Origin of the sequence: Aequorivita marisscotiae, from assembly GCF_029814825.1 — a bacterium.
Taxonomy (GTDB): domain Bacteria; phylum Bacteroidota; class Bacteroidia; order Flavobacteriales; family Flavobacteriaceae; genus Aequorivita; species Aequorivita marisscotiae.
Window position 1 is genome coordinate 2330570 of sequence record NZ_CP122379.1, and the last position, 15443, is coordinate 2346012.

General features: G+C 37.1%; 17 protein-coding genes. 14 read left to right on the forward strand and 3 right to left on the reverse strand.

Features of this window, described 5'->3' with window-relative positions:
- Positions 1-72: 72 nt before the first annotated feature.
- From QCQ61_RS10515 to QCQ61_RS10580, 14 genes are all read left to right on the forward strand, one after another.
- Positions 73-366: a hypothetical protein gene (locus tag QCQ61_RS10515; RefSeq protein ID WP_279447608.1), complete on the forward strand. Its 294-nt coding sequence runs from the start codon at positions 73-75 to the stop codon at positions 364-366.
- A 4-nt stretch (positions 367-370) separates the two neighbouring features.
- Positions 371-835: a hemerythrin domain-containing protein gene (locus QCQ61_RS10520; RefSeq protein ID WP_279447609.1), complete on the forward strand. Its 465-nt coding sequence runs from the start codon at positions 371-373 to the stop codon at positions 833-835.
- Positions 836-995: 160 nt separating this feature from the next.
- Entirely contained in the window at positions 996-1718 is a 723-nt protein-coding gene (gene ric, locus QCQ61_RS10525) for an iron-sulfur cluster repair di-iron protein (protein WP_279447610.1), read from the forward strand.
- Positions 1719-1844: 126 nt separating this feature from the next.
- Complete coding sequence (locus QCQ61_RS10530) at positions 1845-3059, forward strand: hypothetical protein (RefSeq protein ID WP_279447612.1); 1215 nt, start codon at positions 1845-1847, stop codon at positions 3057-3059.
- Between the two features lie 122 nt (positions 3060-3181).
- Positions 3182-5590: a heavy metal translocating P-type ATPase gene (locus QCQ61_RS10535; protein ID WP_279447613.1), complete on the forward strand. Its 2409-nt coding sequence runs from the start codon at positions 3182-3184 to the stop codon at positions 5588-5590.
- A 60-nt stretch (positions 5591-5650) separates the two neighbouring features.
- Positions 5651-5875: a cbb3-type cytochrome oxidase assembly protein CcoS gene (gene ccoS / locus QCQ61_RS10540; protein WP_279447614.1), complete on the forward strand. Its 225-nt coding sequence runs from the start codon at positions 5651-5653 to the stop codon at positions 5873-5875.
- A 13-nt stretch (positions 5876-5888) separates the two neighbouring features.
- Positions 5889-8090, forward strand: coding sequence for a cytochrome-c oxidase, cbb3-type subunit I (gene ccoN, locus QCQ61_RS10545; RefSeq protein WP_279447615.1), 2202 nt, complete (start codon positions 5889-5891; stop codon positions 8088-8090).
- A gap of 2 nt (positions 8091-8092) precedes the next feature.
- Positions 8093-8290 carry a CcoQ/FixQ family Cbb3-type cytochrome c oxidase assembly chaperone gene (locus QCQ61_RS10550; protein WP_279447616.1) on the forward strand — a complete coding sequence of 66 codons (198 nt, stop codon included), beginning with the start codon at positions 8093-8095 and terminating at the stop codon, positions 8288-8290.
- Positions 8291-8375: 85 nt separating this feature from the next.
- Entirely contained in the window at positions 8376-9254 is an 879-nt protein-coding gene (locus QCQ61_RS10555) for a cbb3-type cytochrome c oxidase N-terminal domain-containing protein (protein ID WP_279447617.1), read from the forward strand.
- An 82-nt stretch (positions 9255-9336) separates the two neighbouring features.
- Positions 9337-10758: a cytochrome c oxidase accessory protein CcoG gene (gene ccoG, locus QCQ61_RS10560; RefSeq protein WP_279447618.1), complete on the forward strand. Its 1422-nt coding sequence runs from the start codon at positions 9337-9339 to the stop codon at positions 10756-10758.
- Positions 10759-10857: 99 nt separating this feature from the next.
- Positions 10858-11304 carry a FixH family protein gene (locus tag QCQ61_RS10565; protein ID WP_279447619.1) on the forward strand — a complete coding sequence of 149 codons (447 nt, stop codon included), beginning with the start codon at positions 10858-10860 and terminating at the stop codon, positions 11302-11304.
- Between the two features lie 48 nt (positions 11305-11352).
- Positions 11353-12075 carry a sulfite exporter TauE/SafE family protein gene (locus tag QCQ61_RS10570; protein WP_279447620.1) on the forward strand — a complete coding sequence of 241 codons (723 nt, stop codon included), beginning with the start codon at positions 11353-11355 and terminating at the stop codon, positions 12073-12075.
- A 30-nt stretch (positions 12076-12105) separates the two neighbouring features.
- Positions 12106-12273, forward strand: a complete 168-nt coding sequence (locus QCQ61_RS10575) for a hypothetical protein (RefSeq protein WP_279447621.1) — start codon at positions 12106-12108, stop codon at positions 12271-12273.
- An 11-nt stretch (positions 12274-12284) separates the two neighbouring features.
- A complete protein-coding gene (locus tag QCQ61_RS10580) occupies positions 12285-12470 on the forward strand; it encodes a hypothetical protein (protein WP_279447622.1) in 186 nt (61 codons plus the stop codon).
- 89 nt (positions 12471-12559) lie between these two features.
- Here QCQ61_RS10580 and QCQ61_RS10585 read toward each other — a convergent pair whose 3' ends face one another.
- Genes QCQ61_RS10585 through nirK form a run of 3 tightly spaced genes read right to left on the reverse strand, consistent with a single transcriptional unit; the run spans position 12560 to position 15431 of the window.
- Positions 12560-13177 carry an SCO family protein gene (locus QCQ61_RS10585; protein WP_279447623.1) on the reverse strand — a complete coding sequence of 206 codons (618 nt, stop codon included), beginning with the start codon at positions 13175-13177 and terminating at the stop codon, positions 12560-12562.
- A gap of 8 nt (positions 13178-13185) precedes the next feature.
- Positions 13186-13950 (reverse strand): formylglycine-generating enzyme family protein, encoded by a 765-nt coding sequence (locus tag QCQ61_RS10590; RefSeq protein WP_279447624.1) that lies wholly within the window; start codon positions 13948-13950, stop codon positions 13186-13188.
- A gap of 14 nt (positions 13951-13964) precedes the next feature.
- Positions 13965-15431: a copper-containing nitrite reductase gene (gene nirK / locus QCQ61_RS10595; RefSeq protein ID WP_279447625.1), complete on the reverse strand. Its 1467-nt coding sequence runs from the start codon at positions 15429-15431 to the stop codon at positions 13965-13967.
- Positions 15432-15443 lie beyond the last annotated feature (12 nt).

Here is a 15443-nt window from a genome sequence, read left to right on the forward strand (position 1 = left end):
ATAACTTAAAAAATAAGGCAGCGTATATATGTAATTGTTTCAGAGATGCGCTTGCTTTTAAAACCAAAATAAATGAATTATCGTAAGCGTTTTCTTGCATTTTTTCAGAAAAAGCCCGAACAAGTCAACAAAGTAAACACGGGTAACAAGGACTGTCCGTTTTGTTGGGGCCATCAGGAATATGCCAATGATTCGCGATCCATCACGAAGGACAAACAGATAGATGTAAAGAACCATCGCGATAAACACGTAAAAGTGGGGAAATTTATGGTAGAACACGTTGACGGGTTTAAAAATAAAAAGAGAATTATTGAACGCTGTCCTAAATGTGGCGGCAAACGAATAAAATACGTACAAAATCCTTAAATCTATGGAAAAAACAAAACCAATTAAAAGACACGTTGCCTTACAACCGCTTAGCAGACAACATCATTTTGGGCTATTGTTCAGTTGGAAACTTCGCAAAGGTTTTCATAAAAATATTGAAACAAAACGTTTGCAGCAATATGCAAAATGGTTTTTTAAGCATGAAATAGAGCCTCATTTTAAAGATGAAGAAAAATATCTTTTTCCCATACTCGAGGCCGATAACGAATTAATAGAACGCGCCTTAAAAGAACATAGGCGCCTAAAACGATTGTTTAACAATACTAAAGACCCAGAGCGGTCCCTTCACCAACTGGAAGAGGAGTTGGATGCCCATATACGTTTTGAGGAACGTGTTCTTTTTAATGAAATTCAAAAAGTGGCCACCGAAGCACAACTTAAGAAAATTGAAGAAATACATAGTAATCTTGAGGAGACTCCGGAATATGACGATCCTTTTTGGGAATAAATATTTCTAAAATTACTTTTTGTAAATAATTAATAGCGAAACATTTCGTGATATAATTTAATTTCTGATAAAAATGTCGTTTTATGATTTAAGTCATAATCTGTTTCTTTTTTTCTGTTGAAATTTGCATCATAAATAATATATTAAAACAATAAAAATCATGACAACACTTCAAGAACGCACCGTAGCCGATGTGGTTACCGAAAACATAAAAGCAGCACACGTATTTAAAAAATACGGTATAGATTTTTGCTGTGGCGGTGGGGTAAGTATTACTAGAGCTTGCGAGAAAGCCAAAGTAGATCCTGCAATATTGCTAGCCGAATTAGTAAACCTTAATAATGCTCCGGACCGTGCTTCGGATTACAATAGTTGGAAATTAGATTTTCTTACAGACCATATTATAAACGTACATCATCAATATGTAGAGGAGAACAGTCCGTTATTATTGCAATATGCAAAACGCGTAAATCATGTGCACGGGAGTCATTATACCGAACTTGCCGAAATTGAGGCATTGGTAACTCAAGTGGTTCAGGCAATGGCTGCGCACCAAAAAAAGGAAGAATTAATATTATTTCCTTTTATCAAAAAATTGGTAAAAGCTGAACGCGAAGGCGCTGAGGTTCCGCCAATTCATTTTGGAAGTGTAGAAAATCCTATTTCTATGATGGAAGAAGAGCACGAAGAAGCTGGCGAAATAATGCGCAAAATTGCCGAATTAAGCAATAACTATACGCCTCCACAAGGAGCTTGCAACACATATCGAGCCTTTTTTGCTAAATTGGACGAGTTTGAACAAGATCTTCACCATCACATCCATTTAGAAAACAATATTCTTTTTCCAAAAGCCTTAAAGCTTGAAAAGAAACTAAAAAATTAAAATTTCAAAGATATCCCCAGCCCCAAATCTTGATTTTTATTTAATTGGTTTTTAAGACAGTTCGGACCATTGACAGCTTTGAATGTTTGCAGTCAGTTCCGAACTGTTTTTTTGTAATTTTACGGCTTGATTAATTTAAAAAAACATATTGGCATTGCTCTGGCGTACTTCTTCATTGTAGCGCTAATGGGTATTTTGCTTCGCTTTTATTTTGTAACCTCACTTCCTTTTAATTATAAATTTTTACTTCACGCACATTCGCATACTGCACTTTTAGGATGGATTTATTTGGGATTAACTACCTTAATTTACAGAATATTTTTAGTCGGAGCCCAGAAACATAAACGGTATAAATATATTTTTCTCTTTACAAATATTTGTATTGTTGGAATGATGGTAACCTTTCCCTTTCAAGGGTATGCGCTTTATTCAATTATTTTTTCAACTTTATTTTTATTTGCTTCGTATTGGTTTTCATGGTTTGCCATAAGGCAGGTTCCCGAGCACTTTAAAAAGCGCTTTTCCTGGAAACTTATAAAAACGTCGTTATGGTATTTGGTTTTTTCCAGCATTGGTCCGTGGACCATCGGGGGAGTAATGGCCACCTTAGGACCGGAATCTATTTGGTATAAAACTTCAATCTATTTTTATCTTCACTTTCAGTATAACGGCTGGTTTATTTTAGCGCTGTTGGGAGTGCTATTTTATATTTTTGAAGAAAATGGGGTGCAGTTTAAGCAAGAAAAACTAACCTCGTTTTTTATGCTTATAAACTTTGGCGTGCTTTTTACCCTTTTTTTATCTGTGCTTTGGTTTGTACCCCCAACCGTTTTTTACATTTTAGGATTGATGGGCGCCTTAGCACAACTATTGGCATTTTATGAACTCTATTTGTTGCTAAAGGGCAATTTTAAAATTTTGCAGTTAACTTTTAGTTCTCGTGCATTTTTTCTGTTGAAGCTGGCAGCAACATTGTTTTTTGTAAAACTTTTTATGCAGATTTTTTCCGCATTTCCGTACTATGCTACTTTGGTATATCAACTAAAAGATTTTGTAATTGGTTACCTGCATCTTGTTTTTCTGGGTATTGTTATCCCTACACTTTTGGCATTTTTACAGTACTTTAAGCTTTTAAATATTCCTAAAAGTTTTCTTTGGCTATTTATATTTGGGCTGGCAACTACAGAGGCTTTAATATTTTATAAAGCTCTGGCAGTGTGGTTGGGGCTTCCATTCTTTCGGGATTTTTATATTTATTTGGCGGTTTTAAGTTGCCTTTTTCCTGTTGCAACTGGTATTTTATTTTTTAAACACCTCAAAAGTTTTTATCTTTCAGATTAATCGCAGATGTTAACGTATAGTTGCTAAATCCTGTTTTTTAAATGAACACTGATAATTGTCATTTTAAACAAGTGGGGGTTTTGCAATATTTGCGGCAGGTATAATGAGCAAATTTTAGATTGATGGTAAACTGTTTCCATTGTGGAGATGCGTGTCTAGACGTAACCATAACACATGACGAAAAATCTTTTTGTTGCCATGGCTGCAAAACGGTTTACGATATTCTGCACGATAACGATTTAAGTTACTATTACGATCTTGAAAAAAATCCAGGTATTTCTCCCCAAGAAATCGCGGGAAAATTTGATTTTTTAGACAATGAAGCAATCGTTGAAAAACTATTGGAATTCAATGATGGCAATATGCAAATTGTATCTTTTGTTATTCCGTCTATCCATTGTAGCAGCTGTATTTGGATATTGGAGAACCTAAATAAATTAAGTGCTTCCGTTAAATCTTCGCAGGTTAATTTTCCTGAAAAAACAATTCGAATTTCTTTTTCTTCGGAAGAAAATTCACTTAAAAACTTAGTACTTCTTTTAAGTAGAATTGGATACGAGCCATATATTTCGCTCGATGATAGCAATAAAAAGGAAAAAAACATTGACCGAAGTTTAATTTACAAACTTACCATTGCTGGCTTTGCATTTGGGAACATTATGTTTTTATCGCTTCCCGAATATTTTGAAGGTTCGGAGTTTTGGTTAGACCAGTTTAAACCGTTCTTTCGCTGGTTGATGTTCGCTTTTTCATTACCTGTAGTATTTTACGCTGCGAGCGGATATTTTACTTCGGCATACAAAGGCTTACGATCAAAAATACTCAATATAGATGTGCCAATTGCTTTGGGTGTGGCCGTGCTATTTATTAGAAGCACCATCGATATCGTAATGAATTGGGGCACGGGCTTTTTCGACAGCCTTACGGGCTTGGTGTTCTTTTTATTGCTCGGTAAATTTTTTCAACAGAAAACCTATAGCTATCTCTCTTTTGAACGCGATTACAAATCGTATTTTCCGATTGCCGTTACCCGACTCTTTAAAAATGAGGAAGGAAAAACGATGGAGGAACAAGCCGAAGTTTATACAGTTGAAAAGGGCGACCGATTGCTAATTCGGAATAACGAAATTTTACCCGTAGATGCTATTCTTATAAAGGGAAATGCGCTAATTGACTACAGTTTTGTTACGGGTGAAGCGGAGCCAATTTCCAAACAGAGTGGCGATAAACTATTCGCAGGAGGCAGACAACAAGCAGGAATAGTTGAAGTAGAAGTTTTAAAACCTGTGTCGCAAAGTTATTTAACCCAGCTTTGGAGCAATGATGTTTTTAGTAAAGATAAGGTTGGAGTTTTTGAATCGCTCACCGATAGTATTAGCAAACGCTTTACATTAACGCTGCTTACGATTGCTTTTGTGGCCACTATTTTTTGGATAATTGTAGATCCGTCCAAGGCCTTTAATGTGTTTACCGCGGTACTTATTGTTGCTTGTCCGTGTGCCATTGCCTTGGCAGCTCCTTTTACTTTGGGGAATGTGCTTCGTATCTTTGGAAGAGAAAATCTGTATTTAAAAGAGGCTTCGGTAATAGAGCAAATGGCGAAGTTAGATACCGTAGTTTTTGATAAAACGGGAACGTTAACCACCAATCAAAAAAACCTGATTACCTATGAGGGTGTGGCACTTTCTTCAGCAGAAAAACAATTGTTAACCAATACACTACGGGCCTCGAGCCATCCATTAAGCAGATCGTTGTACAGCATTTTAGATAAAAACGATATTCATACATTAGACGAGTTTGAAGAGGAAGTAGGGAAGGGTATTTCGGCGCGTTTTAACAATAATTCAATTAAAGTTGGTTCGTATGAATTTGTTGGCGCTTACGATGAAACAATTACCGAAGTAAAAAACAAAACTACCGTTCATATTAGTACAAATAAGACGTATAAAGGCTGTTATATTTTTAATAGTGAATACCGAAATGGCGTGGCCGAAGTCTTCAGCAAGCTAAGCCATACTAAGGAAATTATTGTACTTTCGGGGGATAATGAGGGGGAGCGAGAACGTTTGGAGGCTATGTTGCCAAAAGGAGTGAAATTGCATTTTAACCAAAAACCCGATGACAAATTGAACTTTATAAAAATGTTGCAAAAACAGGGAAAAAAAGTGTTGATGATTGGCGATGGTCTCAATGATGCTGGTGCTCTAAAACAGAGCGATGTAGGATTTGTAATTTCAGAAAATACGAATGTGTTTTCGCCTGCCTGCGACGGAATTTTGGAGGCGGCTAAGTTTAATAAAATTGCAGATTATTTAGATTTTTCAAAAAGCGGAGTAAAGGTTATTAAATGGGCGTTTTTACTCTCGTTGTTTTATAATTTAATAGGAATTTCATTTGCGGTTACGGGCAACTTACTGCCAGTGGTTGCAGCAATCCTAATGCCATTGAGTTCTATTAGTATTGTTGTTTTTACAACAGTTGTTACTCAGTATATAGGGAAAAAATTAAGAATGAATATAAATAACAAATAGTGACGAATATCATACTTTGATGCTATTCACAATAATATTTTTGAATTATAAATTTTAGAAATGACCATCATTTACATGCTTTTGACTATCAGTCTGTTCGTGGCCATTGTGTTTTTTGCGCTGTTTGTTTTTTCAGTTAAAAAGGGACAATATGACGATACCTACACGCCTGCTGTACGAATGCTGTTTGAAGATGAGCTAGTAAAAGAAGGAAAGCAGCCAAAGAACGAAGGTTTAAAAAATAAGCCGTCTGAAAAAAATGAAATAACCAATCCAGATAAATAATTTTATTACCACTATGCAAACAGAACAGTTTTATTACGACAACCAGATTGTCAAAAAATTTATCAATGCTACGATTTTTTGGGGCCTCATTGGTATGAGTGTTGGCTTGTTGCTGGCCTTTATGTTTTTGTTCCCAAATATGACAGACGGAATTTCGTGGCTTAGTTTTGGTAGGTTAAGACCTTTACATACCAATGCCGTAATTTTCGCCTTTGTCGGGAACGCGATATTTGCGGGAGTTTATTATTCTTCACAGCGGCTATTAAAGGCCCGAATGTGGAGCGATGCTTTAAGTAACCTAAACTTTTGGGGTTGGCAAGCAATAATTGCTGCTGCCGCAATTACGCTACCGTTGGGTTATACCACCTCAAAGGAATATGCCGAATTGGAATGGCCAATTGATGTTGCCATTGCCGTTATTTGGGTAGCATTTGGTATAAATCTTATAATGACGATGGTAAAAAGACGGCAACGCCACTTATATGTTGCATTATGGTTTTATTTGGGTACTTGGGTAACGGTTGCTGTACTGCATATAGTTAACAGTATGGCAATTCCGGTTACGGCCCTAAAGAGTTATTCTATGTACGCCGGTGTGCAGGATGCCTTGGTACAATGGTGGTACGGGCATAATGCGGTTGCATTTTTCTTGACCACCCCGTTTTTAGGATTGATGTACTATTTTGTACCAAAAGCTGCAAATAGGCCTGTTTATTCGTATCGTCTATCTATTGTGCACTTTTGGTCGTTAATTTTTATCTATATATGGGCAGGTCCCCATCACTTGTTATATACGGCACTTCCAGAATGGGCGCAGAATTTGGGGGTTGCTTTTTCAGTAATGCTTTTAGCGCCTTCGTGGGGAGGTATGATCAACGGACTTTTAACCTTGCGAGGTGCTTGGGATAAAGTACGTGTAGATCCAGTTTTAAAGTTTTTTGTGGTAGCCATTACCGGTTATGGGATGGCAACTTTTGAAGGTCCCATGCTTTCACTTAAAAACGTAAATGCCATTGCCCATTTTAGCGACTGGATTATTGCGCATGTACACGTAGGAGCTCTTGCGTGGAATGGTTTCCTCGCCTTCGGTATGATTTATTGGTTGGTTCCGCGCTTATTTAAAACAAAATTGTATTCTACACAATTGGCAAATGCACATTTCTGGATAGGAACTTTAGGAATTATAATGTATGCCCTACCTATGTATGTTGCAGGCTTTATGCAGGCTTCTATGTGGAATCAATTTAACCCGGATGGAACACTTACCTATGGAAACTTCCTTGAAACGGTAACGCAAATCATGCCTATGTATTGGATGCGTGCCATTGGAGGAAGTTTATATATTGCCGGTGCCTTTGTATTGCTATATAATATAGTAATGACGGCACGTACGGGAAGCAAGGTTACTGATGAGCTAGCTGAAGCGGCACCTCTTGCTCCGGTACCAAAAAGACAAACTTCGGGTGAAGGATACCACACTTGGTTGGAGCGTCGCCCAATTAAATTAACCATTTACGCGACAATAGCAATTTTAATAGGAGGTATGGTACAAATTATACCATCGTTAATGGTAGATGATTATGTACCTGCTATTTCGAGCGTTAAACCGTATACACCTTTAGAATTGGAAGGACGCGATATATACATTCGCGAAGGTTGTGTAAACTGTCACACCCAAATGATTCGTCCGTTTAGAAGTGAAGTAGAACGCTATGGCGACTATTCAAAATCGGGTGAATATGTTTACGATCATCCTTTTTTATGGGGAAGTAAACGTACGGGACCAGATCTGCATCGTGTGGGAGGAAAATATTCCGATAACTGGCATTTAAATCATATGTACGATCCGCAAAGTACTTCTTCGGGATCTATTATGCCTTCGTACAAATGGTTAATTAGTTCCGAATTAGATAAATCTGATACCGAATCTAAAATGCGAGCCTTAGTTAAAATTGGAGTGCCTTATACAGATGAAGAAATTGACAGGGCCCAACAATGGATGGATGAGCAGGGAACAAAAATTGAAAAGAACCTGTATAACGACCCCGATTTTGTAACCACATATGAGGCAGACAAAAAATATGCTGCCGAAAATGGCGAAGAATTTATAGAAATGAAAAACCGCGAAATAGTTGCGGTAATTGCCTACCTACAAAGGTTAGGAACAGATATTAAAGTACAAAATTCCGAAGATGCTTCGGCAAAAAACCAATAGAGATGCTGAAATTTATAAAAGGAAACCTTGAAAATATTGATAATGTTCAGATTTATCCAATGATTTCACTTTTAATATTCTTCTTCTTTTTTGTTGCCCTTTTTTACTGGGTAATTACGGCGAAGAAAGATCATATTACTGAGGTGAGCAATATTCCGTTGGAAGACGATACTAAGTATCAAAATGATGAAATATTATGAAATTCACATTCACAAATAATAAAACCATGAAGGGGGTTCAATTTATTGTTCCGTCTTCTGCAAACCATTCAAATATTATATACAAATGAAAACCACAGCTTCATATTTAAGAGTCATCGGGTTTATGATTCTCGCTTTTTTTCTAATGGAATTTTTAGTCGATTCCGGAAAAGATTTGGCAATTGTAAAATACCCAATTATTTGGGCGGTTTTAGTAGCAGTTCTTTTTATCGCGATTGCTTTTGAAGTAATAGCAGCAGCCCTAGAACGCGTTTTGTTCTCAGGACTTTCTCCAGAGGCAAAAACACGGTTTGTAGCTGCCGAAAATTCACGCGAACAAAAACGCTTTGCCTGGTTTAAACGAAAGTATCACGAAATGCTAGATTCTAAACCAATAGCAAAAGAGCAAGAAATTGTATTGGATCATAATTACGATGGCATTCGCGAGCTGGACAACAATTTGCCACCGTGGTGGACCTATCTTTTTTATGCAACTATTGTTTTTGCAATAGGCTATTTTGTTTACTATCAAATGTTTGATGGACCCACCCAGATTGATGAATACGAAGCAGAAGTTGCACAAGCAGAAATTGCTATTGCCGAGTTTAAGAAAAACAATAAAGACTTAGTAGATGCAGAAACCGTTGAACTGCTAACAGAAGCTTCAGATCTTGCTGCAGGTAAAACAATATATACAGATAATTGTGTAGCTTGCCATAAAGACAGTGGTGGCGGCGGTATTGGCCCAAACCTTACAGACGATTACTGGATTTTGGGCGGGGGCATTAAAAATGTTTTCCATACCATTAGTGAGGGAGGACGCGCCGGAAAAGGTATGATTCCTTGGAAATCTGAATTAAAACCAAACGAAATGGCACAAGTAGCCAGTTATGTTATCTCCTTACACGGAACCAATCCGGCAGATGGCAAAGAGCCTGAAGGCGATTTGTGGACCGGAGAATAATTTGTATCAAACATTTAAAATGTAACGGAAAAATTGGTTTAATAATTTGCGTTACAAAATAAATCTCTAAAGACAATTAATAGTGGATACCCCAGAAAACGAACGTTTCAGAGATAGTATTGGCACAATGACCGAAGAAGGCAAAAGGGCTTGGGTGTACCCCAAGAAACCTTCAGGTAAATTGTATCAATACAGAAAATATGTAAGTTATATTTTACTTGCATTTCTCTTTATTGCGCCATTTGTAAAAATAAACGGCAATCAGTTTTTGCTATTTAATGTCTTGGAGCGACGTTTTAATATTTTTGGCTTTCCTTTTTGGCCGCAAGATTTTTATCTGTTTGTTATAATGATGATCATTGGGGTGGTCTTTATTATTTTCTTTACAGCGGCTTTTGGCCGAATTTTTTGTGGGTGGATCTGCCCCCAAACAATTTTTATGGAAATGGTTTTCCGAAGAATTGAATATTGGATTGATGGTGATAGAGGTGCACAAATACGTTTAGATAAAGCTCCGTGGAATGCCGAGAAAATCAGGAAACGCGTATTAAAATGGTTTATTTTCTTTGTTATTTCGTTTGCCATCGCAAATATTTTTCTCGCTTATTTTATCGGGAGCGACCGGTTAATTCAATATGTTTTTGAAGGGCCGTTAGAGCATGTAAGTACGCTTATTTCACTATTGATTTTTACAGGAGTATTCTATTTTGTCTTTGCCTGGTTTCGCGAGCAAGTATGTATAATTGCTTGTCCGTACGGTAGGTTACAAGGGGTTTTGTTAGACACTAAATCTATTGTGGTGGCTTATGACCATAAACGAGGCGAAAAGGAAGTGGGGCGTGCCAAATTTAAAAAGAATGAAGATCGGGAGGCTTCGGGAAAAGGAGATTGTATAGATTGTTTTCAGTGTGTAAATGTTTGCCCAACGGGAATTGATATTCGCAATGGAACACAATTGGAATGTATAAACTGTACCGCTTGTATTGATGAGTGCGACAGTATTATGGAAGCGGTAAACTTGCCAAAGGGATTAATCCGATATGCGAGCGAAGAGAATATTGAAAAAAAGGCACCATTTAAATTTACGCCACGTCTAAAGGGTTATACGGCAGTATTAGTTATTTTAATTGGTGTTTTATCCGGACTTTTATTTTTAAGAAGTGATGTTGAAGCAAACATTTTGCGTCTTCCCGGACAGTTGTACGAGCACAAAGACGGCAATATTATCAGCAATGTTTTCACCTATAAATTGTTGAATAAAACCACTAAGGATATTGAGGATATTCACTTTAAATTGAAATCGCCTAAGGGTACAATTCAAACTGTAAAACACGGTGCAATTGTGGTGCCAGCGCAAGATTTGGCACAAGGAACCCTATTTATTGAAATAAATAATTCGGCTTTAAGCGGCGATAAAAACCGTGCAGTAATAGAAGTTTACAGCGGGGAGAATTTAATTGAAACCACCAGCGTTACATTTTTAGGCCCACGAAGTTTTAAGTAAAACGTTACTTCTGCCTATTAATGCTGAAATATTATAAATTAAAAGCTCGGGTATTTTATTGCGAATTGAAGAGTGAAGAATAATTAAAAAAGGTAAGTAATGAAGATGAATTGGGGTACGGGATTGGCAATTTGGTTGGCACTTTTTATAGTGTTTATTCTGTATTTTGTTATAAGAATAAGTACCGAAGATAAATACGATTACGATTTGGTAACCGAAGAATACTACCAAAAAGAAATGATTTTCCAACAAGAATTTGACGCAGAAGAGAATGCCAATTCCTTGGAAGGATCTATTACAGGCGAAAAAATTGCCGAAGGATGGATGCTTACATTTCCGAAGAATATAGATTACACAAAAATAAAGGGCACTGTATTTTTATACAGGCCGTCTAATAAAAATTTGGATTTTCAACTTCCGTTGGAATTAACGAGCGAAAAATTATTAATTCCAGATAAACGCCTTCTTGCCGGACGGTGGAATACGATTGTAAAATGGAGCTACGAAGGGGAAGCATATTTGTATAAAAGGAAAATTGTATATTAATACGGCTTTGAGCCGTAACAAGCACAGAAATATAAATTTGGAATTTGAATGTTGTACACCTCACTTATATTTGGATTATTAGGTAGTTTCCATTGTGTGGGAATGTGTGGGCCAATTGCATTTTTATTACCTGTTGATAGAAATAATAATGTAAAAAAAATTGGACAAACATTTCTGTACCATTTTGGCCGAATTTTGGCCTATAGTATTATCGGACTGGCCTTTGGATTGGTTGGTAAAAGTTTAAATTTATTTGGATTTCAGCAGCAGCTTTCAATATTTATTGGAATTTTAATGTTGTTGGTAATTTTTATTCCGCAGAAAACTTTTAATAGATACAACTTTTCTAAACCCGTTTTTAAAATTATTTCAAAAGTAAAGTCCGCTTTAGGGAAGGAACTAAAAAAGAAAACGCCGGATACATTTTTAACCATTGGGCTTTTAAATGGTTTTCTTCCGTGTGGGCTTGTTTATATGGCTGTATTTGGTGCAATTGCTACTGGCGATGCCTTAAGCGGAAGTTTATATATGGCTATATTCGGGATCGGAACAATACCATTAATGACAACTGCCATATATCTTGGAAATTTTTTAAATGCGCAAGTTCGGCAACGCGTACGCCGTGCAATTCCTGTTTTTGTAGTAATAATAGGTTGCCTGTTTATAGTTAGAGGTTTGGGGTTGGGCATCCCGTATATTTCACCAAAACCGATGACCGAGACCGTGGACGCAAATTACGATTGCGAACCCATGATCTTAGAAAATAAATGAAATAATTATTAACCAATTAAAAATTATAATATGACACATTTAATCTTGCCACTTGCCAATTGGGGAATGGGTACCGCTATTATTATTTTCTTTGCCGTATTATGTGTAGGTCTTTCTGCCCTTGTGCTTAGCTTTGTGTTTAGCGGGAAAAAGAAAGATAAAGACGAAGTAACCCCCTCTAAAAATGATAAAATTTAAACTTTTGTGTTATGCGTAACCTTAACTCCATTCCATTAGTAGATTTTACGTCGGGCGTTGTAACAACTATCCTTTCAATAGTTATATGTTTTGTTATAATTATTGCGTTAATTCTATATGTGAAGAATAGTAAAAATCGAAAAAACATGGTTCACAATAAGAAAAAGAAGAACGATGAACCGGGAAATAACAAATAGTTTTGGCGCTATTTTAAATTGAAAAAGTAAAAAGGAGGGAAGCGTGTAAAGCGCTTTTTTCCGGATCGTTATTATGTTTTAACGTACTGTTATTTAGCTAAATCAATAATAGCTTGAACTGTTTCTTTATTATCTACGCCCAATCCTTCTTGTTGATGTGCCAGTTCGCCCGCTTGATTAAAAACACTAATGATGTTTGAATGGGAGAAATCCATTGGCGATATTTTTTTGTAGTTTACGGCCAATACTGCAGCAAATTCGCGAGTATCGTCTTCGGTACCACGCAGAAATAGCCATTTGTCATCTTCCATTTTGTTTTCTAAGGCAAATTCTGTTAGTCGTTCGGGCGTATCGGTTTTTGGATCGATACTTACAAAAACGAACTGGACATCATCAATTTTATCTTCTGGAATTTGTTTTTCAATGTTTCGCATATCGGCAACCAATCTGGGGCAAGCCGCTTGGCAGGAGGTATAAATCATAACCATTGCCAATACTTTTCCTTTTAACTCTTTTAGTTCAATTTCGTTGCCATCCTGGGTAGTCCAGTTAGACGGAAGATTATAGATAGACATATCGGAGATAGCATTATCTGTTGCTTGCTCAGTGGCATTTTCAGCAGTTGCTTCGGTGTCTTTTGCAGTATTATTACACGAAATTGCAACCAATGAGGCTGCAATAAAAATATATTTGAGTTTGTTTATCATTTCAATATTTAATTTTCAATATCCTTTGCACAGCGAAAACCTAAATTTTGGGAACTGTAGCGGGCTTTCATACTACCGCGAAATGCGTAACGCATAAAAGCTGCATAATTCATTAAATCTGAAGCACCAATAGCTGCGCTTCCACAGAAGAGGTTAGCATCTTTATCTACATCTTTTCTAGATTCGCCAGAGATAAGAACCGTGTTGAAATCTTGTGTCCATTCCCATACCAAACCGTGAAGGTCATAAATGCCATAATAATTTTTAAAAGTAGAACCAACGGGTTGGTTAAAGGTTTTTGGAGTTTCGTACCAGTTTAAAATATATTGGTTATAAGCTTTTATTTTACGAGCATCCGGTACATTTTCATTGGCCATTGCGGCATATTCCCATTCATCCATTGTAGGTAAACGTTTGCCTTGACACTCGCAGTAATTTTTTGCTGCAAACCAAGAAACATTGTTTACAGGAGCATCTTTAAGTCCGGTAAAAGTTGTATCGTCTGTCCACTTAGATAAATAGCTTTTGTCTGCAAATAAACTTTTTACGTTACTCTTTTTCCATTTTGGATTTTCCTGTACAAATTTTAAATAATCGGCATTGGTAACAGGATGTACATCCATTAAAAACGGCTCTACTTTTACAGTTTTACCTTCGGCACCGTAAAGTGGTAAATAAACACCGCCTTCAACCATAGCCATTTTATCATTCTGAGCTGATAGCTTACAAAATAATGAAAGGAGTAAGAAGAGGGCGGTGCTATAATATTTCATTTTAATCAATTATTTTATTTGTTTCTAACGGCTTCAACCATCTCTGGAGTTACGTCAGTTTTATTATTGCCCCAACTATTATACACATAGGTTAGAACATTAGCCACGTCTTGGTCACTAAGGGCTTGTGCGGTCATTACACTGTTGTATTTTTTGCCGTTTACAGTAATTTCACCGGATAAACCGTGAAGTACAATATCAATGGCGCGGTCAACATCAGCATTTAAGTAATCTGAGTTTGCCAAAGGAGGGAACGCATTGGGAATACCTTGTCCATTTCCTTGGTGACATGCAACACAAGTGGCCATATACTTGTCCTTACCAAATTTCATTTTTTCTTCAAAACTCAAGGCTTTCACTTCTTCTTTCTCCTTATTTCTGTCAAGGCTTGGCATAGATTGAATTACACTTCCTTCAGGCAGGTAGATTCCATCGTGTATTTCGCCGGCAAACACTTTTTCGTTTTCTTCACCTCCTACTTTTAGCATACCAAGGGCACCCTTGTTAAAAGCTCTAAAAATAGAATGATCTACTAAAATAAATGTTCCAGGTACTTCTACTTTAAACTCTACTATGGCTGCACCTCCAGCTGGAATTAGGGTAGTTTGTACATTGTCGTTTACCAAATCACCACCTTCAACATATACTTTGTCAAAAATCTCACCAATTACGTGGAAAGAAGACACCAGATTAGGCCCTCCATTACCCACAAACAGTCGCACTGTTTCGCCTACATTAGCAGTAATAGCATTATCACCAGTCATAGCACCTACGTGGCCGTTAAATACAACGTAATCTGCGTTTTCATCAATTGCCTTCTGCATATCGAAAGCTTGCAGGCCACGTTCACCGTATTTACCTTCCGTATAGAAATCGCCTTGCATGATGTAATATTCTTTATCAACAGGTTCTAGTCCGCCTTCAGGTTCAACTAAAATTAGCCCGTACATTCCGTTTGCAATGTGCATTCCCACAGGGGCTGTTGCACAGTGGTAAACATATAATCCTGGATTAAGCACTTTAAAGGAGAATACTTTTTCGTGCCCTGGAGCTACAAAAGATGATTCTGCTCCACCTCCTGGACCGTTTACTGCGTGAAGGTCAATGTTGTGTGGAAGCTTGTTATCTGGGTGGTTTTTAAGGTGAAACTCAATTTCGTCACCAACACGGGTTCTGATAAAACTTCCCGGAACCGTTCCCCCAAAAGTCCAGTATATGTATTTAACACCGCTGGTCATTTCGCCTTCGCGTTCCTGTATTTCTAAATCGACAATAAGCTTTTTCGCCATACGCTTTCCAACCGGAGTTGGCACGAATGGAGGAGAGGTTAGTTCTGCAATCATTTCCTGATTTACAGGAATATCTACCGCATCCTTGTATTTTTTACTAGACTGATCGTTTACACAGCTCGAGAGCATTGCTATAGCAGCTATGCCAACGAGCATTTTAGTAAAGAAGAATTTTTTAATGTTTGATTTCATAGATTGGAATTT